Below are 17,998 nucleotides of genomic sequence, written 5' to 3'. Positions count from 1 at the left end.
CTCACTAGAAAGTGCCACCGACGGTCATGAATGTTGTTGTGTTGGTTAAGCAGGTGCCCGACACGTACTCCGAACGGAAATTGGCTGCTGCGGATCACACGTTGGACCGTGCGTCCGCAGATGCCGTGTTGGATGAAATCAACGAGCGCGCTGTGGAGGAGGCGCTGTTGATCAAGGAGGCCCAGGGCGGCGAAGTGACCGTCGTGTGCATGGGTCCCGATCGCGCCACGGATGCCATCCGCAAGGCGCTCTCGATGGGTGCGGACAAGGCGGTGCATCTGGCCGATGAGGCGTTGCACGGCACGGATGCCCCGGCCACCGCGAAGGCGCTGGCGAAGGTCATCGGCACCGTTGAGGATGTTGAGCTGGTGATCGCGGGCAACGAGGCGACCGACGGTGGCTCCGGCGCGGTGCCGGCCATGGTCGCCGAGGTGCTCGGCTGGCCGCAGCTGACCTTCGCGCGCAAGGTCTCCACCGACGGCTTCGCGGTGAAGGTCGAGCGTGAGACCGACGCAGGCATCCTGACCGTCGAGTCGGGTCTACCAGCTGTCGTGTCGGTGACGGAGAAGATCAACGAGCCGCGATACCCGTCGTTCAAGGGCATCATGGCTGCGAAGAAGAAGCCGGTGAGCGCACTGTCGCTGGCCGACGCGGGTATCGACGCCTCCGAGGTGGGCCTGGCCAACGCCTGCTCCCAGGTCGTCGAGTCCGCTCCGAAGCCGCCGAAGTCCGGCGGCGTGAAGGTCACCGAGGAGGGAGAAGGCGGCGTGGGCGTCGCTGAGTTCCTGGCCGGCGAGAGGCTGCTGTAAAGGCGTTCACGGTTTTCGAGGAGGCATTGATTCATGGCTGAGGTTCTGGTCCTCGTCGATCGCGTGGACGGCGAGGTCAAGAAGGTCACCTACGAGCTGCTAACCGCAGCACGTCGCATCGGTGAGCCGTCGGCGGTCGTCGTCGGTGAGCCGGGCACGTCGGACAAGCTGTCGGAGGCCCTGGGCTCCTACGGTGCGGCGAAGGTCTACGCGGCCGAGTCCGCGGACGCCGCGCAGTACCTGGTGACGCCACAGGTCGACGTGCTGGCCACGCTGGCGGGTTCAGCGAACCCGGCGGCGGTGCTGATTCCGGCGTCGGTCGACGGCAAGGAGGTCGCCGGGCGACTGGCGATCCGCCTGGAGGCCGGTCTGCTGTCGGAGGTCGCGGACATCGACGGTTCGGGCGTGGCGTCGCACTCGCTGTTCGGTGGCACCTACGACGCCAAGGCGAAGGTCACCAAGGGCACCCCGGTCGTCACCGTGCTGCCCGGCTCCGTCGAGGCCGAGCAGGCCTCGGGTGCCGCCGCGATCGAGCAGGTCGAGGTTCCGGCGTCCTCCGGTGCCAAGATCACCGGCCGTCAGCCGGCCGAGGCCGGCGACCGTCCCGAGCTCACCGAGGCCAGCGTCGTGGTCTCCGGTGGTCGCGGTGTCGGCTCGGCCGACAAGTTCGAGGTCGTCGAGAAGCTGGCCGACACCCTCGGCGCGGCCGTGGGTGCGTCGCGAGCGGCCGTCGACTCGGGCTACTACCCGCACCAGTTCCAGGTCGGTCAGACCGGCAAGACTGTCTCGCCGCAGCTCTACATCGCCCTGGGCATCTCCGGTGCGATCCAGCACCGGGCGGGCATGCAGACCTCCAAGACGATCGTCGCGGTGAACAAGGACGCCGAAGCGCCAATATTCGAGATCGCCGACTACGGCGTCGTGGGCGACCTGTTCAAGGTCGCCCCGCAGCTCGCCGAAGAGGTCACCACACGCGGGAGCTGAACCCCGAGCGGGCCGTGCTCACACCTGAGCACGGCCCGCTCACTCGGTGTTTCACTCCGGCCCCCCGGTTCGTCCCTCCGTTCACCAGGCTGTCCAGAACCCAGCTGGCTACGGCGATGTGGTCGTCGTTGCCGCGGTCTGGCATCTGAAGCCCTGCGACGGCGCCACCGTCGCCACGACGTCCTCGTGATGGGCGCCGTCCTCGAAGTCCATCTTCAGCGTGACAGTGTCGATCGCGGAAAGTGCCAGTTCCTCCATCTGGTAGCCGGTGGCCCTCGACGTCCCGCACACCCGCGGCCACCACGCTCTGGGCCGATCACGACGTCGCGTTCCGTCGCAACGACCGCAAGCGCATCGTCCAGCCCACACTCGGCCTGCTGGAGGTCAACTGTCTCAATCTCTTCAGCGAAGACGGCCTCCAGCGCCTGCTCCGCCCATGCCCAGGGTCGCTCAGCCAGCCGCGCTGAAGCTGCTGAAGGGCCTCGGCAACGACAACGAATCCGGTGGCCGGAAGGTGAGACGGGACCTGCGTTCAGCCGCATCGCTCCGTGAAGCTGATGCGAAACGGGACATGATACCCCTCTGCGGGCCCAGACCGCAGAGGGGCCGAGCCGGAGAACGTCAGTCGAGATCGAGTTCGATGGTGAGGTCGGTCAGTCCCGCGCACGCGGGGGTGTTTCCGGCAGATGCTGTTGCAGCAGGCGGTCGGCCTCGTCGGCTCCGCGCATACGGGGTGTTCCAGATACCGGTGGACCTGGAAAAGACCACCGTGGTCGGCTCCGCGCATGTGGGGTTGTTCCACAGTTCCCCGGCCGCCCGGTACGAGTCCGTCAGTCCCCGCACACGGGGATATTCCCTTATACACCGGTGGATCACCGGCTGGTGCGGAGTCGGCCCCGCGAATGCGGGGCTCGAACACGGCGGATAGAGCATCGTCGCTCGACCGCACAAGCCAGAAACCGACCCGGTGAAGAAACGCGGGACGCGGCAACTTCCCGAGCTAGAAAAGAAGTCACAGGCTAGTCCAACCGGGCACGCACACCCACACTCACACGCTCCACGCGCCACTCCTCAACCCACAGCATCACCACATGGACGCGACCACACTCGCCACCCTCCTGCACACCACGACCGACTCCGAACTCGCCGACGCCATCCTCAACTGCACCCACCTCGACGAACTCCTCGAAGCCTGCACACGCATCAACGACGACCCCGACGACATCAGCCACACCCTCACCGAAACCGCCGACGCCCTACCCTCGAAGGCGAGCCCGACCACCGCGACTCTTACCTGACACCGCAGGAAAAGGCCACGAACGAAGTGATGAAGCCCTGCTGCTCACGGTCGTGTTCACCGCGGTTGATCCTCGACCTGTGAGACCGCCTCCCCTCGTTGACGCCGTGTGAACCGGTTTGCAAGTTGGAAGGAGCAGAGTCCGTGGTCTGCGCATGCTTATGCAACGAGGCGAAGCATGTCGGAATCGACCGTTACGAGGGCCGCTCGACGTTCCGTCCTCTGAGCAGTTTCGCGATGCTCTACCCAGTTATTCGGCTCCGTTACCTATGATCTTGAACAATGGTTCCGCGCTGGGACCGCACACGCTCGCGATTCCGCGTGTCCGGCGTCCGCTCACAGCCCGCACAGAAGGGAGCGGTAGAACGCGATGTGGCGCTCAGCTGCTGTCTGCCACGTGTGCGCGGCGGCCAGCGTTCGCCCGGCCTCCCGGCGATTCAGGTCGTCATCGGCCAGCGCGGCCGCGAGCTCGGCCGCGAAGGACTCCGCCCCGTCGGCGAAGCGGGCCGCGGCACCGAAGACCTCCCTCAGCACCGGCAGCTCTCGCACTACCAATGGAGTTCCGGCCGCCAACGCCTCCATCGCGGCCAATCCGAATCCCTCCTTGGTGGACGGGAAAGCGAAGGAGCTCGCGGCGGCGACCAGTCCGGGAAGTTCGTGCTCGGCGACGGGCCCCAGCACCACCGGTTCGACGCCGAGCTCCGCCGCGCGGTCCTCCCAGCGCCGCCGATATTCGCGGTAGTCGAAGAGGGTTTCGCCGCCTGCGATGACCAGTGCGACATCGGGTTGCTGCTCGCGCAGCAACGCGTATACCTCCAACAGATCCAACGACCCCTTGCGCGGCTCGATACCGCCGACGGTGAGCACGTAGCGGCCCAGCCTGTCGGTCCAGTACCGCCTTTCCTGCTCGGTGGTATCGGCGAACCGCTCGTAGGCGACCCCGTTCGGGATCACCTCGGCATCAACGCCCCATCCCGCACTCAGCTCGTCAGCGACCGAGCGCGAGACGCAGACGTGCGAGTGCGGGGTGACGATGGCGCGCTCGTGGCAGGCTGCCAGCTCCGGTGTGCTGAAGTGGTCGATGTGGTGCACCGTGCGCACGCAGTTGCCGACCGCGTTCGCGCTGATGCAGTCCTGGGCGTGCACCACGTCGTACTCGTGCGGGGTGAACGCCGCACCGAGCGCCTCGATCGAGCGCAGCACCCGCTCGCCCACCGTTTCGCCGCCCGGCCGGTCGGGAAACGGAACGATCCGCACCTCGACGGTGTCGTGGACCGGCCGGAAGAATCCGGTGTCACCGCCGCGTCCCAAGGTCCAGACCGCCACATCCTCGCCTGCTGCCGCCAGCGCTTCGGCCAGTGCCAGCGTGTGCACCACACCGCCACGCGGTTTGGTCGAGTAGCTCACCAACGCGATCTTCACCTGCCACCCCCGCGGTAGGATGACGGCCGCAGCTCGCCCAAGTGGTGCAGCACTCGCCGGGCACGTTCGATTTCAGCTGCCACATCCACCTCGGCGATGGCGAGCCCTGCTTTGGACCAGGTGCGGGCCAGGACGTCCCCGCCGGGTCCGACGACCTTCGCCTGGCCCAAGAACCGCATAGCACCCGTGGTCCCCGTCTGGTTAGACGAAGCGAGCACGACCTGGTTCTCCGCCGCGCGCGTCTGGTCGTAGAGGTCGAAGAGCTTGGCCTGGCGGTCCTGGGCCATTCGCGGTGCGCGATTGGTGATGCTGGTCGGCCAAGCCGATAGACAGGCCAGCACCTCCGCACCATCCAGGGCCAACGACCGCGCGGCTTCGGGGAAGGTCTTGTCGTAGTCGATGAGCATGCCCACCCTGCCGATCGGGGTGTCACAGGCCGCGAAGGACTCACCCGGCGAGTAGACCTGCGTCTCGCCAGCGGGCAGGTGCACCTTGCGGTGCCTGCCGAGCACACCGTCCCCGCTGACGCACACCGCGGCGTTGTAGCGCACGTCACCGCCGTCCTCGCAGTAGCCGACGCACACCACCATGTCGGCGGCCAGCGAGGCGATTCGCCGGATCATCGGCGAGTCGGGATCGAGCGCGGGCGGCAGCGCGTCCGCGCCGGGGTGACGCAGCTCCGCGAGGTAGCCGCCGAGGGCGGCGTCGGGCAGGACCAGCAACCCGGCACCGGCCAGACGAGCGTCGTCGATCAGCTTGGCGATGCGAGCCAGGTCGAATTCGAGGTCACGTCCGAAGTGCGCTGCCGCAGCGCCGATGCGGACCAGGCTCATGACAGGCCCGCGCCCGCCAGGTAGGCATCGGGCCGCCGGTCGCGGAGGTGCCCCATGTGCCTGCGCGCCGCTTCGAGCGCGCGGTCGACGTCGACGTCAGCGACCGCGACCCCTGCTTCGACCCCGGTGTCGGCGAGCACCTCGCCTCCGGGATCGACGACCTTGGCGCTGCCGACGAAGCGCAGCGAACCGAAGGTTCCCGCCTGGTTCGCCGAAAGCCACAGCACCTGGTTCTCCAAAGCCCTGGCCCGGTCGAACAGGTCGAAGCGGCGCTTCCACCGGTCCTGCGCGAGATCCGACGCGGCGTTGGTGCGCGATCCCGGCCAAGCGGACACGCAGACCCCGATCTCGGCACCGTCGAGAGCCAACGCGCGAGCCGATTCGGGGAACGCCTTGTCGTAGCAGATCAGCATGCCCAGCCGTCCGGCAGGCGTGTCGAAGGCGTGGAAGGAGTCGCCGGAGTCGTAGCTGGCGTTTTCGCTCAGCGGCTGGTGCACCTTGCGGTGGTTGCCGAGCACGCCGTCGCCGCTGACGCAGACCGCACTGTTGAATTTCCGGTCCCCGGCCCGCTCACAGTATCCGGCGACGACGGTCATGTTCCCGGCGAGAGCGGCCAACCGCCGCACTTCGGGCCCGTCCAGCTCCAGCGCGGGAGGCCCCGGGTCGGCGGCGGCGGAGCCGTCGAGATCGAGCAGGTAACCGCCGAGACATGCCTCCGGCAGGGCCAGCAGCTCGACACCCGCGGACCGGGCCTGTTCGACGAGCTTCTCGACGATCAGGAAGTCCTGTTCCAGGTCGCGGCCGAATTCGGCGGCGACGGCGGCCAGGCGCAACGTGCTCATGCATCCCCCATTCCAGTCACCGTCGTGGTGATCGCTGCTGTGATCTCGCCGTCGGGCCACCGCAGCCCGACTCCCTCGCCCCGCACCAGTTCTCCGCACGTGGCACCGGTGGCGGGCCCCGCCGGCAGCGGGTCGCTCCCCGCGTCGCCGGTGGTGAGGACCGCGAAGCCGTGGAAGCACGTCAGCCAGTCGCCCACCGTCGCCCCGGCGGGGCGCGGCACGCGGGCGACGTCGAGTACTGCTGCGCACCCGCTGGCTTCGGCGAGCATGCCCAGGGTGCCCACGACCCCGGCCATCGAGACGTCCTTGGCCGCCGCCGGTCTCGCGGCAGCCACCGCGCCGAGCATGGCGCGCAGTTCTGGCGTGCTCCTGTGACTGGTGGAATCCCACTGCCGACCGCGGTAGCCGTGGCGCCAGCCGCCGCCGAGATCCGCGGTCAGCCGGACCTCGTGTCCCGCGCGGCCACCGCCGCCCGGGACCGGATGGGCGGTGCGCCCGAGCGCGGTGACGGACAACGAGCCGGGCACGCCGAGCTGCGTGTGCCCGCCGAGCAGCGGAATCCCACCGTAGGCGTCCGCAGCACGCCGCAGCCCGGCGACCAGGCGGCCGGCGTGCGCGGTGTTCCTGGCACCGATCGCGTCGAGCAGCCCGACCGGTTCCGCTCCCATCGCGGCGAGGTCGTTGACGTTGGCCAGCACCGCGCACCAACCGGCCCACTCCGGGTCGCGCTCGACCATCGCCGGGACGATCGCGTCGCACGCCGCCACCAGATCGCTGCCCGGGACCGGGGCTCCGTCGTCACCCACGAATCCGGTGCCGCCGAATGCGCCAGGAGGCCCGGTGGCCGCGTCCAGCAGCAGTCCCAGGGGAGCTTTGGTCGCCTCCACGAGGTCGTGCACGCGACGCACGGGCCAGCGCATCAACGTGTGCGGCACACCGGCCACGTCGACCTCGCGGACCCGGTCCCAGCCCAGCCGTGCGAACAGCGGCTCGTTGCACACTTGCACGGTCGCGTCGAACCGCAGCGCACCGGCGGCCTCGGCGTGCGCGCAGGCGGCGCGCACCAGCGCCGGACCCACGCCGCGCGTTCCGCGCACCGCACCATCGACGACCAGTCTTCCGCCGTACCACCAACCGAGATCCGGGCCGTCGGTCGCCGGGCCGAGCCGGACTCCCCCGAGCACGCCGCCATCGGCGGAGCGGGCCACCAGGACGACCGTCCGCGGATCATCGTCCCGATCATCCCGGTCGGTTCCGGTGAAGAGGCCCTGTTCCCGCACGAACACCTGGTGCCGCAGACGTCGGTACGCGGCGAGGGCCCCGCCATCGGCCGCTTCAATTCGAAACGGTGGCTGCCCGGACAGGGTCGCGCGGTCGCCGAGCAGCGACAGGACGTCCGGCATCGGCGGGCCTCCGGGCGGAAGCAGCTCTTCGTAGGCGATCACACTCATCCTCCCGCCGTCCTCAGCACCGAGCAGGCACCGCAAGCCGCACACCCCGCGCCCTGATCCGCACCCGACATTCCGGCCCGCCTGAGCAGCCCGGCCACCGCGTCCGTCACGTAGGCCAGCAACTCGGCGCTGGGCGCCTCAACGCCGTCACGGGCGGCCAGTGTGCCCGCCATCGGCCGCAAGGGGACGACGAACGGGTACACGCCCCGCTCGATGAGCCCGGCGGCGCCGTCGATCAGTTCGTCAGGGTCCTCCCCGAGGCCGACCAGCAGATAGGTGGACACCCGGTTGTGGCCGAAGACGCGCACGGCCTCGTCCCACGCCGCCTCGTACTCGCTCAGCGGAACCTGCGACTTCCCGGGCATCCAACGGCGCCGCACCCGCTCGTCGAGGGCTTCGACGTGAATGCCGATCGCCGTGGCCCCGGCTGCCTTGAGCTCACCGATCCAGCGGAGTTCACCGGGTGGTTCGCACTGCACCTGGATCGGCAGACCGGGCACCGCCGCGAGCACCGCGCGCACCGAGCGCACCAGGTTGCGGGCACCGCGGTCCGGCCCCGTGGTGGTGCCGGTGGTCATCACCATCTGCCGCACCCCGTCGAGCCGAACGGCCGCCTCGGCCACCTCGGCCAGCTGCGCAGGTGTCTTCGCCGCCACGGTGGCGCCACCGCGCAACGATTCCTCGATGGTGCAGAAGCGGCAGCGGTCGGATTCGGCGTAGCGGATGCAGGTCTGCACCACGGTGGTGGCGAGCACGTCAGCGCCGTGCAGCCGGGCGATTCGCTCGTAACTCACGCCTTCGGCGGTGCTCAGGTCGTAGAAATTGGGCCTGCGCACCGGGTCGAGCTCGACTCCGACGTCCTCCTCTCCCAGCCAGACCCGGCCGTCGCGGACCGAGTACGGGCTGGCGGGGTTGGTGGGCAACGCGGCACCGGCGCCGTCGACGAGGACGTGGCCGTCGTCGCTGGGCCCTGCGCCGGCGGGCCGCGCGACCTCGGCGTCCAGCCGGACCCCGTGCAACGCCAGCTCCGCACGGGTCATGATCCGCACGTCCACCGGCGTGCTGGTCCGCCCCTGTTCGGTATCGACGCTCACGACACACCTCCATGAAAAACCTGCGATCCCCCCGCACGCGGCGCCCGGCACCCGCGGTCGAACCGAAGTCCGAGGCGGGTGCGCGGACGGCACCACCGCGCGCTGCGGCGAATTCCGGGATGAGAACTTCGGAACAGCGGCTCAGAGCTGATAGGTGGAGTTGATGATCGCGCCCTTCCGGGCGTAGTGGATGATCGCGTCCTGCACGTCGAGCGGGTGGGTGGGGATGACGCCTTCGATGAGGTCTTCCTCCCGCGCGCCGTGCAGCGAGAGCCCGAACCGGCAGCAGTACACCTTTCCGCCCTCGGCGATGAAGGTCTTGAGCTGGTCGTTGATGTTGTGCTCACCGGGGAAGGCGGAGTTCCCCGTGGTCGGGAATCCGCGGGTGGCCAGGCAGTTCAGCGAACCCGGTCCGTAGAAGTACACGGCCGACTCGAAGCCCTTGCGCAGCGCGCGGGTCGCCTGCAGCACGGCCACGAAGCTCACCGAGGACTCGTGCGCGATGCCGTGCACCAACGTGAAGTAGGTTTCCCCGTTCTCCGCCTCGTAGTCGGGGAACACCTTGGTAGCCCCGTAGATGCTGGACCCTTCCGGCAGCGACGGGTGCGGGATCTCGTCGCGGGACTTGCGCTCGACATCGGTGAGTTCGACGGTCTCGGTCATGATTTCTCCTCTGATCAAGGTGTTTTTCAGTCGTAGAGCGCGGCGAAGGTCTCGCGGAACACGAGCTCGCCGAAGTAGCCGTCACCAGCCGCGGACCGCATCCGGGCGTACTCGCCGGGAAAGTCACCCCACGGTTGGTCGCTGGCGAACAGCACGCGGTCGTGGCCGATGCCGCGGTGCTCGATCTCCCGGGCGAGCCAGTGCGGGGCGAAGCCGATGGCCCAGGAGAGGTCGGTGTACACGCGCTTCCCGGCGGCGACCCAGTCGAAGAACCGCGAACCGGCCAGCTTGATGTGGCCGCTCATGCCTCCGCCGAAGTGCACCAGGTGCACCGCGCACCGATCGGCGTACCACTCGACCAGGTTGCCCACCTGGTCGATGTCGGAGGCGGCGCCCGGCGAGGTGTGCACGTGCACGACCAGGTCGTGGCACTCGGCGACCGCGAAGATCTCGTCGAGCAGGGGTCGGCACTCCGGCGCCGTCGGTGATCCTCCGAGTAGGAAGCTCAGCTTCAGCGCCCGCACACCGGTTTCACCGGCCAGCGCGAGCGCCTTCGCCGTGCGCGCTCGATCTTCCGGTCGTGCGGAGACCCACAGCCCGGCGCGGACCCGGTCGTCCCGCTGGGCGGCTTCCAGGACCAGCTCGTTGTGCGCGAAGGCGACGTCAGGGTCGGGCACGCCGTAGTTCGGCAGTACCAGGGCTCGTTCGGTCCCCTCCGCGTCCAGATCGGACAGCAACTGGCCGACCGTGGCTCGGGCGGTGGTGTCGGCATTGATGGCCGGACCACCGTAGAAGGGATACGGCGGCAGCACCCCGAGATGCCGGTGCGCGTCGAAGACCAGGTGGTCGCTCACTGCTCACCTCAATTCGGGGACGGGACGGCGGAACGTGACGGCGATCTGCCGGTGAGCGCACCGCACACGTCGGTGATGCGGCGGGACGCGGCGATCCGCTCGACGAGGTACCGCGCATCCCTGCCGACCCCTTCCATCCGGCCGGATCCCCAGGTGTGCTGCCAGGGAAGCCCGAGGAAGTGCAGCCCGGGAGCGCTGGTCACGCCACGGCGGTGCACCGGATGACCGCGACCGTCGAACACGGGGACCTCGATCCAGCGGTAGTCCGGGCGGAACCCGGTAGACCAGATCAGCGTCGTGATCCCGGCCTCGGCCAACCCCAGCTCTCGCGGATGGGTCGCCGGGTCCGGCTCCCACACCGGCGTGTACCGGGCCTCGGTGGGCGCGTCGATACCGCGAGCCGCTATGTGCGCGTCGATGGCGTCCTTGATGGACTCCATCACCTGGTCCGCCGCGTCCAACCCGGACTTGAGGTCGTCGCCGAACGCGGCCCGGCCGTCACGGATGTCGAGCAGGTGCCCGTACAGTCGCATGCCCTGGACCGCGAAGGTGCGCAGATCGATGTCCCGCCCACCATCCCGGCCGGTGACGTAGTGGTTCACCCGCTTCCGCACCTGGGCGGGGTCCGCGAAATCGTCGATGGTCTTGGCGTAATGCCCCATCTCGTCCAGCCACGCCACGCAGTCGCGGCCCCGGTAGAACCGCGCCACCCGGGGTGCGTTGCCGACGGCCAGGTGCACACCGCGTCCCGCCAAGTGCAGGTCCTCGGCGATCTGTGCGCCCGACTGACCGCTGCCCACGACCAGCACGTCACCGGGTGGGAGCGCCGCGGAGTCGCGGTAGTCGGCCGAGTGCAGCTGTTCGATACCGGCCGGGATCCGTTCGGCCACAGCCGGTCTGCTCTGCTCGTGGTAAGCGCCGGTGGCGACCACCACCTGTTCGGCGGTGATCTCCCCCACCGTCGTGTCCAGCAGGTACGATCCACCGGTGGACCGTCGCAATCGCGTGACACGCACCCCTTCCAGCACCGGTGCGCCAAAGGATTCGGCGTAGCTCTCCAAATAGGACACGATCTCGTCGCGCAGCATGAACCCGTCCGGATCGGCTCCCCGGTACTCGAATCCCGGCAGCGCGCACTGCCAGTTGGGGGTGACGAGACAGAACGAATCCCAGCGACGGGACCGCCAGTCGTGGCCCAGCCGCTCGGCCTCGAACACGACGTGCCGGATTCCCCGCTGCCGCAAGCAGTAGCTGGCCGACAGTCCCGCCTGCCCACCGCCCACCACCACGACCGGGTAACGCGACTCGCGCGGGGTCATCGCCGCCTCCCCGCAGGGGAGTGCATCGCCTCGACGACGACCCGCCCATCGGACGGGTGTTCGCGGGCGGTCGCGTTGATCTCGGCCAGCTGCCCTTCGGCAGCGGTGCAGCCGAAGCCGAACTTCGCCCGCACCCGTTCGTCGGCGATCCGAAGCGCCTGCCTGCTGCGTTCGACGAAGTCGGTGACCTCGTAGGTACGACCGACCTCGAAGTAATCTTCGATGATCGTGGATGGCGAGTAGCACTGCTGGACCGCACCGTCCGGCCAACGCACTCGAAACCGCATCTCTGGCATCGGTCCTCCAGTAGCGGGAAGACGAGGCGGAACCTCGTCGCTGCCGATGAGAACCATTCCAACGACCGGCTGTTTCCGAACGACGACATCCGGAAAAACAAGCGGTTCCGGAAAGCGTGCCGCTGTTACGCCGCGGTACAAGAAACTGCGGGAAGGTGCCCGACTCAGCGGAGCAGCTTGACCTGTGGTGCGGATGGAGCCCGCTCGTGCGGGCGCCGGGCCGGCACGTCGCTCCGCTGCGCGACTCGTCGCTCGACAGGCCGAACCGCACCACCGGGGAAGTCGAAAGCCCTGATCCAAGCAGCTGTCGTTCGCACTCGGCGGGACCAGCACGATCTGCAAGATCTCGACGCTCAGCAGGAACCAGCGGCCGACCAGCACGATCGCCGTGAACACCATCCGAGGGTTCACCGGCGCCCGGCCACCACCCTGCGGGCGGTCCTCAACCTCCGGAATCAACGGCTCGACCAGCTCCCACAACTCGTCAAGAACCAACCGCCGTGACAACGCATCAACCACGACAAACGATCACCCCGGATGACGGGCCAAGACCCAAACAAGACACGCCCTTAGAGGTCGACCACGGCGGAATCGTGCACCTGGAGAACCCCACCGAGGAACAACTGGCGCGCCAGCGCCAGCACTACATGGCGAACATCTCCAATATCGACGACCAGATGGGCGCCATCATCGAAGCGCTGGACCGTCGCGGGGTGCTCGACGACACGGTCATCATCTTCACGTCCGACCACGGCGACTGTCTTAACGACCACGGCCACATCCAGAAGTGGTCCATGCACGACCCGAGCGTGTGCGCCCCCGCGCTAGTGCGGGGCCCGATAGTGAGGGCCGGGCAGGTCGTGGAAGGGCTCGCGTCGCTGATAGACCTCGGCCCGACGGTGCTGGGAGCTCGCGGGTATCACGCCGCCGGGGTGGATGGAGGCGGAGTCGCTGCTACCCGCGCTGCGCGGCGAGGAGTGGGCGGGCCGAGAACACGTGTTTTCCAAGCTCGCTCGCGACATGATTCTCCAAGAAACGGAACTCATGACCATGGTTCGAGATCAGAGCATGAAGCTCGTCGAGTTCATCGACTCCGACGGAGGAGAATTGTTCGATCTGAACACGGACCCGCACGAAGAGTGGAACCTCTGGGACGGGCCGCGGTTCGAACAACATCGGCAGCGACTGTCCTGGGCCATCGCCCGGTGGCGTGGCAAGAGACAGTTGCGCACTGCCACTTGGGCCGCCCAGTACCGCCGAAGCCCTGCCCTGGCGTGAGAACCTGCCACACTCGCCGGAAGACCAACCCGTCTCGCAGACGCCATTGACCACACCGCGCGTCGAATGCCCCGGTCCGCTGGAGCGGGTACCAACCGCCAGGAGCCACCCTGCGCGGACGAAGGCGTCAGCGGTGCACGGTAACGGCCGGACGCGTGAGGATCAGGCAGTGTCGCATCGGCCGCAATTTCGGAGCGCTGCGGGCGGTCCGCCAATGCAACGAGGTGGGGGCCTCGTATCCTGGCCCCGAGCCTCAGCGGATGTCGGACTGGTCGTCAGCTAGGGAGAGCTTCATTCCGGTCCCTCTGCATTGCGGGCACATTCGCGGGGCGAGAACGAAGTGGGGTGTGGCGTCGGTGACATATCGGGCTCGCAAAGTCGTTATCGTCTGCTTCCCGTGGCAGCGTGAGCACCGCGATCGGGGCCAAGTCGTGGACGGTAATGCGGTGGCTCGTTGAAGCACTGCTACTCGCAGGTCACGGAGATGTTCGTCCTCGTCTTCGACGGTGGCATGACGTTCATGAGTCTGTACGTGTTCCACCAGTGCTCGTTCGAACGCCGTGAGAGCGTTCTCGAGTTCGACGTTCGGTGTCGGAGTGCTGTCAGCCATCACGCCTCCTTCGTTGCTGGGTTGTGCAGCAGGGCTTGTAAAAATTCACGCCACGTCCTGCCGCCGTATCGTGGTGTCGCGCCGAGGTGCGGGCAAATCGTTGTGGGACTGAGCAGCGGCACGCAGCTTGCGGCGATCGGTTTCTCCTAGCCCACCCCAAATCCCGTACCTCTCGTCGTGCAGCAACGAGTGTTCGAGGCAGGCCTCTCGGACAGGGCAGGCGCCGCAGATGCGTTTAGCCGCCGTACCCGGCTGGCCTTGCTCAGGGAAAAAGGCCTCCGGGTCGGTCTGCGCGCACAGTCCGGACTGGTACCAGTCCGACTGTCGATCTTCGGCCGCCGGTTTGGCGTCAACAATGCGCATGTTCAGAACCCCCGTTCAGAGCACTTGTACGCCCGTGTGACGGCCACCCGGACGAGCCATGACGCACTGGGTTTCGTGTGCGGCATCACACCTAGCGCTGCGGAGGACAGAGCGGGACACGTAGAGCGGAGGGCGAACGCAATTTCGACATCGATCAAGGTGCGCTTCTTACCGCAGAGCTGCGACGAAACCTTCGCGCTTGCTTGGTTCGCTGCACGTATTGATCGAACCAAGTACTTTACGTAACCGGCTCGTCACAGATCTCTCGATCGCTGGCGCCCGAACACCCATCAGGTGCCCCGCATAAAACGGCCCCACCGACAAAGAATCGAAGGAGCCGAGACCGGCACTCTATGCTCTGATGATTCAGCTTATGCCACCCTCCGCGCTAGCTAGATGGCTCTAGCCTTTCGCCCCGCGCTGACCTCGTGGACATGCTGGTGCCATCGCCACGATTTCTGACCGACGGCTCGCTTCCAAAGGGGCGAGCCTACCGCGCGGACGGCTGGAGTGCTGACGCGGTCGGCCACGAACCCGAAGTCTTGCCATCATGCGCTGCGCGAACCTAACAAAACAATGGACACGAGGAGCGAACGTCCAAGTTTCATCCCACTGTTGAAGCTCGATCGCTGCGATTTCGCCTCGACGATCGGCAGCCCCACTTGAGCACGAAGCCGGCATGCCATAATCCGCGCGCCGTGCGGCTGAGCTGCATCCGCGAACCCGTTCACTACCCCATGGCCCTCCCTGTCACACAAATGTGACTAATTATATTGCGCCGCAGCACGACGGGTAGCACTCATCCGAGAGGGACCTTGTCCCATAAGCGGCACCTCTGGGCGGGTCTGGCCGGTTCCCGGCGCCGCCGCCTGACCCCCACCGGAGGTGAGACGCCGGAGGCACCGCAGAGCCCCCTCGCCGATGAGCCGATCCAGCCCGCCAGGGGCGTCAACGCCTCCAGTCGGGAACCAGCCCAATCCTCCGGCCGCCCACGGGCTGTAACGCCCGGTGCGGCCAGCCCAGTATGTTGCGGAGTACCACTGAGTAACCCCGAAGAGATGAATGCAACTGGTCCTTACGTCCTAATACTGTTGATCCATGCACAGACAGGCTGTCCAGAGACCGAAGCCGGTACATGAAGACGCGCTGCTCCAGATTTGGCTGACCGGCCGCGTATCAGACCTGCTGGAGCTTGCTTCTAGCGACCTCGAACAAGCGTGCCAAAAATTCGACGAACTTGTCTCCAGATGGGGTGCCGAGCGTGTCGGACGCGCACTCGACGCTCTCTTCCAGGACTTTCAGCGCTGAATGGGAATAAGGCGGTCTCCCCTGCCCCCTGCTGTGCTCCCGGATAGAATCGCTGCCGGATCTTTTTGGTCAGCATATGAGCGGGTCGCATAAAGGCGTCCCTCTTGGGCTGCCGCAAGAGCATCAAATCTCGACGAGAAGCAGTGACGTGAAGACGTCATTGCATATGGATGAGTAGCTTCTTGACATGTCCTGAGCTGGCTACGAGTGAGGTTGCCGGAGAGCGGCTCGGGCGATGCTCGATGTTGGTCGCCGCGCGGAGCCAGCCGTCCAGTGCCCGCTGCCGAGCGTGATCGGGGCTTTGCTGAGAGACCCGTACTTGGTGTGGCTCACGTGTGAGAGCCCCACGCCCGGTTTCCGTACATCGGATCAATCCGTTACGGACGGCAGCGCGCGCACTAGGGCGTGTCTCCCAGAATGGGCGGTCAGGGTAGGCGATGTTTGATCGGTCTGCGGTGGCGCGGCCTCCACCCTCGACTGCAAGCTCGACCCACCGCGGCGCGGTGGTGCCGAGGGCGAATGTCACCAAAGACGCCCGTCGATGAGGCCCAGCTACCGGGATCACTCGTCGACGGCCTGTCGCGATCCTTGCCCTGCCAGAACAGTGCTGTCGTCCGGCGCAGCACGTCGAGTTGAGCCGGGTTGTAGATTTCCTGCGAGACCTGCTCGACGGTGCAGTGGAAGCGTCGGGGATCCGACGAGCCCAGCTCGAAGACACCGGGGTGCTGCTCGCGCAGCGTCTCCAGGTGCGCCGCCATGCGCACGGCGAGGTCGTGCCGGACGGCTTCTGCGGCGTCGGCCGCAAGGCACTCGAAATCGTCGTCAACCTGACTGCGCGCATCCGAAGCGACCAGGTTCGCGTAGGCGCGACGATCGTCGCGATCGAGAAGTCTCCCCAGAACCGAGGTCAGACGCCTGTCCGCGTCGGACATCGGCACGGCCACGGTCACCGCGAACTCCGGCGGCAGATCCGTGGCGAGCTGCTCCTCCAACATCATCGTGACCTCGGCTCGTGCCCTGCTCAACCGGCTCATCTGTTCGCTGAGCTCGGTGTCAAGGGCCCGCAACGTCTCCACCGGATGTTCGTCATCGGTTAGCTGGGCGATGGTGTGCAGGCCGACACCGAGCTCGGCGAGTCGCTTGATCCGCAGCAGACGGATCAGGTGGGTCACGCCGTACTGCTTGTAACCGTTGCTACGTCGTTCCGGCTCGGGCAACAGCCCGATCTGGTGGTAGTGGCGAACCGTGCGCGCGGTCGTCCCCGCCAACTCGGCGATCTCCCTGGTGCTCCACGCCATCCCGGCCCTCCAGCCGCTCCGCATTCCTCGTGTCCGTCTCTCCGCCGGCCGCCGCGCCGGTGATCACCTCGCAGCCAAGCCTTGAGTGTGACGTCACGTCAACGTGTCCACTTGGTCGCGGCGAACAGGTATTCCCCACCGACGACCGAGAAGCGGAGAACAGCATGGCAGGTAGCACCACTGCATTGTGGGCGGTCGACGCCGCGGAGACCGGCACCGACCGCGCGGGCGGCGTCCCCTTCCACCGGGCGCTGGTCCACGACCGTCGACGGGTGGGACGTGGCGTCGCCGCCATCGTGCTGGTGGTCGTCGGGCTGTTCGGGTTCGGATCGGTGATCACCTGGCTGGCGGCCCAAGTCGACCTGTCCATGGGGAGGGTCAACCCGACGCTCGGCGGTGACGACGTCACGATCCTCTTTCAGGCCGCCGGGGCAGCCTCCATTGCGTTGCTCATCCCGTGGAGCATGCTCGTGCAGCGCTGGCTCTACGGGGTCCGGGGGCGCTCTCTGATCTCGGTCGTCTCCCGGTTCCGGTTCGACGAGTTCGGACGAGCGCTTCTCTTCGCCGGCCCGCTGGCGATTCTCTTCATCGCCATCGTCTCGCTTGTGACCCCGGTCGAGCCTGCGCGGTTCAGCAGCGCGGATCTGATCGGCCTCCTCGCCGTCACCCTGCTGCTGACCCCGCTTCAGGCAGCGGGGGAAGAGTTCGGGTTCCGCGGTCTCGTCCTGCGTGTCGCGAGCAGCTGGAACCGGAACCCGCGCACCGCACTGATCGTCGGCGTAGTGGTCTCCGCAGCGTTGTTCAGCGCGATCCACTTCCAGAGCAACCCGTGGCTGAACCTGAACTACCTGACTCTCGGCGTCGGCGCGGCACTCATCACCTGGCGTACGGGTGGGCTCGAGACGGCCGTGGTCCTCCACGCTCTGAACAACACCGTCAGCTTCACCTTCGCGCTGGTACTGCACACCGATCTGCTCGGCGGTACAGGTGAACCCGCGCTGCTGCTCCTCGCCGTGCCCACGGTCGCCACGACGGCCGCGGTCTTCGCATCCGCCCGTCAACACGGCCCCACGACCCAGCCGAACCACTAGGGCGTGTCTTCCAAATTGGGTGGTCAGGGTGGGCGACACTTGATCAGTGTCGCGCACCGCTGTCCTGACTGACACCCAACTGACGCCCAGTGGGCCCGCCTGGCCCTGCTACTGCCCTCGTCGGAGGGGCGCGGCGTGGGCGGCCGTTCCGTTCCTCGCGCACGATCCGCGGCCACCTGCGTGCGC

18 protein-coding genes and 4 pseudogenes are annotated in these 17,998 nt (G+C 67.4%); 9 read left to right on the top strand and 13 right to left on the bottom strand.

Annotated features, from left to right (window positions below; genetic code table 11):
• Positions 1–26 precede the first annotated feature (26 nt).
• Together H2Q94_RS10965 and H2Q94_RS10960 are read left to right on the top strand one after the other, a co-directional pair.
• Entirely contained in the window at positions 27–809 is a 783-nt protein-coding gene (locus tag H2Q94_RS10965) for an electron transfer flavoprotein subunit beta/FixA family protein (protein ID WP_243794419.1), read from the top strand.
• A gap of 33 nt (positions 810–842) precedes the next feature.
• Positions 843–1,793: an electron transfer flavoprotein subunit alpha/FixB family protein gene (locus H2Q94_RS10960; protein WP_243794418.1), complete on the top strand. Its 951-nt coding sequence runs from the start codon at positions 843–845 to the stop codon at positions 1,791–1,793.
• Positions 1,794–1,901: 108 nt separating this feature from the next.
• Here H2Q94_RS10960 and H2Q94_RS10955 read toward each other — a convergent pair whose 3' ends face one another.
• Entirely contained in the window at positions 1,902–2,051 is a 150-nt protein-coding gene (locus H2Q94_RS10955; RefSeq protein WP_243796064.1) for a hypothetical protein, read from the bottom strand.
• On the opposite strand from H2Q94_RS10955, the gene H2Q94_RS10950 reads away from it, so the two are divergent.
• The 3 genes and pseudogenes from H2Q94_RS10950 to H2Q94_RS10940 form a co-directional block, all read left to right on the top strand.
• Positions 2,036–2,260, top strand: coding sequence for an MmyB family transcriptional regulator (locus H2Q94_RS10950; RefSeq protein ID WP_243794416.1), 225 nt, complete (start codon positions 2,036–2,038; stop codon positions 2,258–2,260). The two genes, H2Q94_RS10955 and H2Q94_RS10950, sit on opposite strands and share 16 nt — an antisense overlap.
• A 624-nt stretch (positions 2,261–2,884) precedes the next feature.
• A complete protein-coding gene (locus H2Q94_RS10945; RefSeq protein WP_243796062.1) occupies positions 2,885–3,091 on the top strand; it encodes a hypothetical protein in 207 nt (68 codons plus the stop codon).
• A pseudogene (locus tag H2Q94_RS10940) lies at positions 3,055–3,174 on the top strand (oxidoreductase); the annotation flags it as partial. The gene H2Q94_RS10945 and the pseudogene H2Q94_RS10940, both read left to right, overlap by 37 nt.
• 252 nt (positions 3,175–3,426) lie before the next feature.
• Here the strand turns inward: H2Q94_RS10940 and H2Q94_RS10935 are convergent.
• The 10 genes and pseudogenes from H2Q94_RS10935 to H2Q94_RS10890 all read right to left on the bottom strand — a co-directional run.
• Positions 3,427–4,512, bottom strand: coding sequence for an MSMEG_0565 family glycosyltransferase (locus tag H2Q94_RS10935; RefSeq protein ID WP_243794414.1), 1,086 nt, complete (start codon positions 4,510–4,512; stop codon positions 3,427–3,429).
• Positions 4,509–5,345: a carbon-nitrogen hydrolase family protein gene (locus tag H2Q94_RS10930; protein WP_243794412.1), complete on the bottom strand. Its 837-nt coding sequence runs from the start codon at positions 5,343–5,345 to the stop codon at positions 4,509–4,511. The genes H2Q94_RS10935 and H2Q94_RS10930 overlap by 4 nt, the downstream gene beginning before the upstream one ends.
• Positions 5,342–6,187, bottom strand: a complete 846-nt coding sequence (locus H2Q94_RS10925) for a carbon-nitrogen hydrolase family protein (RefSeq protein WP_243794411.1) — start codon at positions 6,185–6,187, stop codon at positions 5,342–5,344. The genes H2Q94_RS10930 and H2Q94_RS10925 overlap by 4 nt, the downstream gene beginning before the upstream one ends.
• Positions 6,184–7,638 (bottom strand): MSMEG_0567/sll0787 family protein, encoded by a 1,455-nt coding sequence (locus tag H2Q94_RS10920; protein ID WP_243794409.1) that lies wholly within the window; start codon positions 7,636–7,638, stop codon positions 6,184–6,186. The genes H2Q94_RS10925 and H2Q94_RS10920 overlap by 4 nt, the downstream gene beginning before the upstream one ends.
• The gene (locus H2Q94_RS10915; protein WP_243794408.1) at positions 7,635–8,732 is read right to left on the bottom strand and encodes an MSMEG_0568 family radical SAM protein; all 1,098 of its coding nucleotides are present in this window, start codon (positions 8,730–8,732) and stop codon (positions 7,635–7,637) included. Before H2Q94_RS10915 ends, H2Q94_RS10920 begins: the two co-directional genes overlap by 4 nt.
• 141 nt (positions 8,733–8,873) lie before the next feature.
• Positions 8,874–9,395 carry an MSMEG_0572/Sll0783 family nitrogen starvation response protein gene (locus tag H2Q94_RS10910; protein ID WP_224961420.1) on the bottom strand — a complete coding sequence of 174 codons (522 nt, stop codon included), beginning with the start codon at positions 9,393–9,395 and terminating at the stop codon, positions 8,874–8,876.
• 26 nt (positions 9,396–9,421) lie between these two features.
• A complete protein-coding gene (locus tag H2Q94_RS10905) occupies positions 9,422–10,249 on the bottom strand; it encodes an amidohydrolase family protein (RefSeq protein ID WP_243794407.1) in 828 nt (275 codons plus the stop codon).
• A gap of 8 nt (positions 10,250–10,257) precedes the next feature.
• Positions 10,258–11,568: an MSMEG_0569 family flavin-dependent oxidoreductase gene (locus H2Q94_RS10900; protein WP_243794406.1), complete on the bottom strand. Its 1,311-nt coding sequence runs from the start codon at positions 11,566–11,568 to the stop codon at positions 10,258–10,260.
• Complete coding sequence (locus H2Q94_RS10895) at positions 11,565–11,864, bottom strand: MSMEG_0570 family nitrogen starvation response protein (RefSeq protein ID WP_243795654.1); 300 nt, start codon at positions 11,862–11,864, stop codon at positions 11,565–11,567. The genes H2Q94_RS10900 and H2Q94_RS10895 overlap by 4 nt, the downstream gene beginning before the upstream one ends.
• Before the next feature lie 372 nt (positions 11,865–12,236).
• A pseudogene (locus H2Q94_RS10890) lies at positions 12,237–12,383 on the bottom strand (IS5/IS1182 family transposase); the annotation flags it as partial.
• Here H2Q94_RS10890 and H2Q94_RS30910 point away from each other — a divergent pair.
• A pseudogene (locus tag H2Q94_RS30910) lies at positions 12,347–12,721 on the top strand (sulfatase-like hydrolase/transferase); the annotation flags it as partial. The pseudogenes H2Q94_RS10890 and H2Q94_RS30910 sit on opposite strands and share 37 nt — an antisense overlap.
• A gap of 79 nt (positions 12,722–12,800) precedes the next feature.
• Entirely contained in the window at positions 12,801–13,142 is a 342-nt protein-coding gene (locus H2Q94_RS10880; protein WP_243794404.1) for an alkaline phosphatase family protein, read from the top strand.
• A 721-nt stretch (positions 13,143–13,863) separates the two neighbouring features.
• Here the strand turns inward: H2Q94_RS10880 and H2Q94_RS10875 are convergent.
• Positions 13,864–14,076: pseudogene (locus tag H2Q94_RS10875) on the bottom strand (WhiB family transcriptional regulator); the annotation flags it as partial.
• 1,137 nt (positions 14,077–15,213) lie between these two features.
• Between H2Q94_RS10875 and H2Q94_RS10870 the strand changes: the two are divergent.
• Positions 15,214–15,423, top strand: coding sequence for a hypothetical protein (locus H2Q94_RS10870; protein ID WP_243794403.1), 210 nt, complete (start codon positions 15,214–15,216; stop codon positions 15,421–15,423).
• Between the two features lie 425 nt (positions 15,424–15,848).
• On the opposite strand, the gene H2Q94_RS10865 is transcribed toward H2Q94_RS10870, so the two are convergent.
• Positions 15,849–16,721, bottom strand: coding sequence for a MerR family transcriptional regulator (locus tag H2Q94_RS10865; protein ID WP_258718681.1), 873 nt, complete (start codon positions 16,719–16,721; stop codon positions 15,849–15,851).
• Positions 16,722–16,750: 29 nt separating this feature from the next.
• Between H2Q94_RS10865 and H2Q94_RS10860 the strand changes: the two genes are divergently transcribed.
• Entirely contained in the window at positions 16,751–17,812 is a 1,062-nt protein-coding gene (locus H2Q94_RS10860; RefSeq protein WP_243794399.1) for a CPBP family intramembrane glutamic endopeptidase, read from the top strand.
• Positions 17,813–17,998 lie beyond the last annotated feature (186 nt).

Source organism: Saccharopolyspora gloriosae (assembly GCF_022828475.1).
Taxonomy (GTDB): Bacteria; Actinomycetota; Actinomycetes; order Mycobacteriales; family Pseudonocardiaceae; genus Saccharopolyspora_C; species Saccharopolyspora_C gloriosae_A.
The sequence above is the reverse complement of the archived record's forward strand: the minus strand, read 5'-3'. Positions and strand labels throughout refer to the sequence as shown.

What these genes read in the sequence shown, in the direction of transcription:
- H2Q94_RS10900 (WP_243794406.1), bottom strand. Translation starts at nt 11,568, where the DNA reads ATGACCCCGCGCGAGTCGCGTTACCCGGTCGTGGTGGTGGGCGGTGGG.
- H2Q94_RS10930 (WP_243794412.1), bottom strand. Translation starts at nt 5,345, where the DNA reads ATGAGCCTGGTCCGCATCGGCGCTGCGGCAGCGCACTTCGGACGTGAC.
- H2Q94_RS10925 (WP_243794411.1), bottom strand. Translation starts at nt 6,187, where the DNA reads ATGAGCACGTTGCGCCTGGCCGCCGTCGCCGCCGAATTCGGCCGCGAC.
- H2Q94_RS10960 (WP_243794418.1), top strand. Translation starts at nt 843, where the DNA reads ATGGCTGAGGTTCTGGTCCTCGTCGATCGCGTGGACGGCGAGGTCAAG.
- H2Q94_RS10870 (WP_243794403.1), top strand. Translation starts at nt 15,214, where the DNA reads ATGCACAGACAGGCTGTCCAGAGACCGAAGCCGGTACATGAAGACGCG.
- H2Q94_RS10955 (WP_243796064.1), bottom strand. Translation starts at nt 2,051, where the DNA reads ATGGAGGAACTGGCACTTTCCGCGATCGACACTGTCACGCTGAAGATG.
- H2Q94_RS10920 (WP_243794409.1), bottom strand. Translation starts at nt 7,638, where the DNA reads ATGAGTGTGATCGCCTACGAAGAGCTGCTTCCGCCCGGAGGCCCGCCG.
- H2Q94_RS10880 (WP_243794404.1), top strand. Translation starts at nt 12,801, where the DNA reads ATGGAGGCGGAGTCGCTGCTACCCGCGCTGCGCGGCGAGGAGTGGGCG.
- H2Q94_RS10965 (WP_243794419.1), top strand. Translation starts at nt 27, where the DNA reads ATGAATGTTGTTGTGTTGGTTAAGCAGGTGCCCGACACGTACTCCGAA.
- H2Q94_RS10895 (WP_243795654.1), bottom strand. Translation starts at nt 11,864, where the DNA reads ATGCCAGAGATGCGGTTTCGAGTGCGTTGGCCGGACGGTGCGGTCCAG.
- H2Q94_RS10945 (WP_243796062.1), top strand. Translation starts at nt 2,885, where the DNA reads ATGGACGCGACCACACTCGCCACCCTCCTGCACACCACGACCGACTCC.
- H2Q94_RS10910 (WP_224961420.1), bottom strand. Translation starts at nt 9,395, where the DNA reads ATGACCGAGACCGTCGAACTCACCGATGTCGAGCGCAAGTCCCGCGAC.
- H2Q94_RS10865 (WP_258718681.1), bottom strand. Translation starts at nt 16,721, where the DNA reads ATGGCGTGGAGCACCAGGGAGATCGCCGAGTTGGCGGGGACGACCGCG.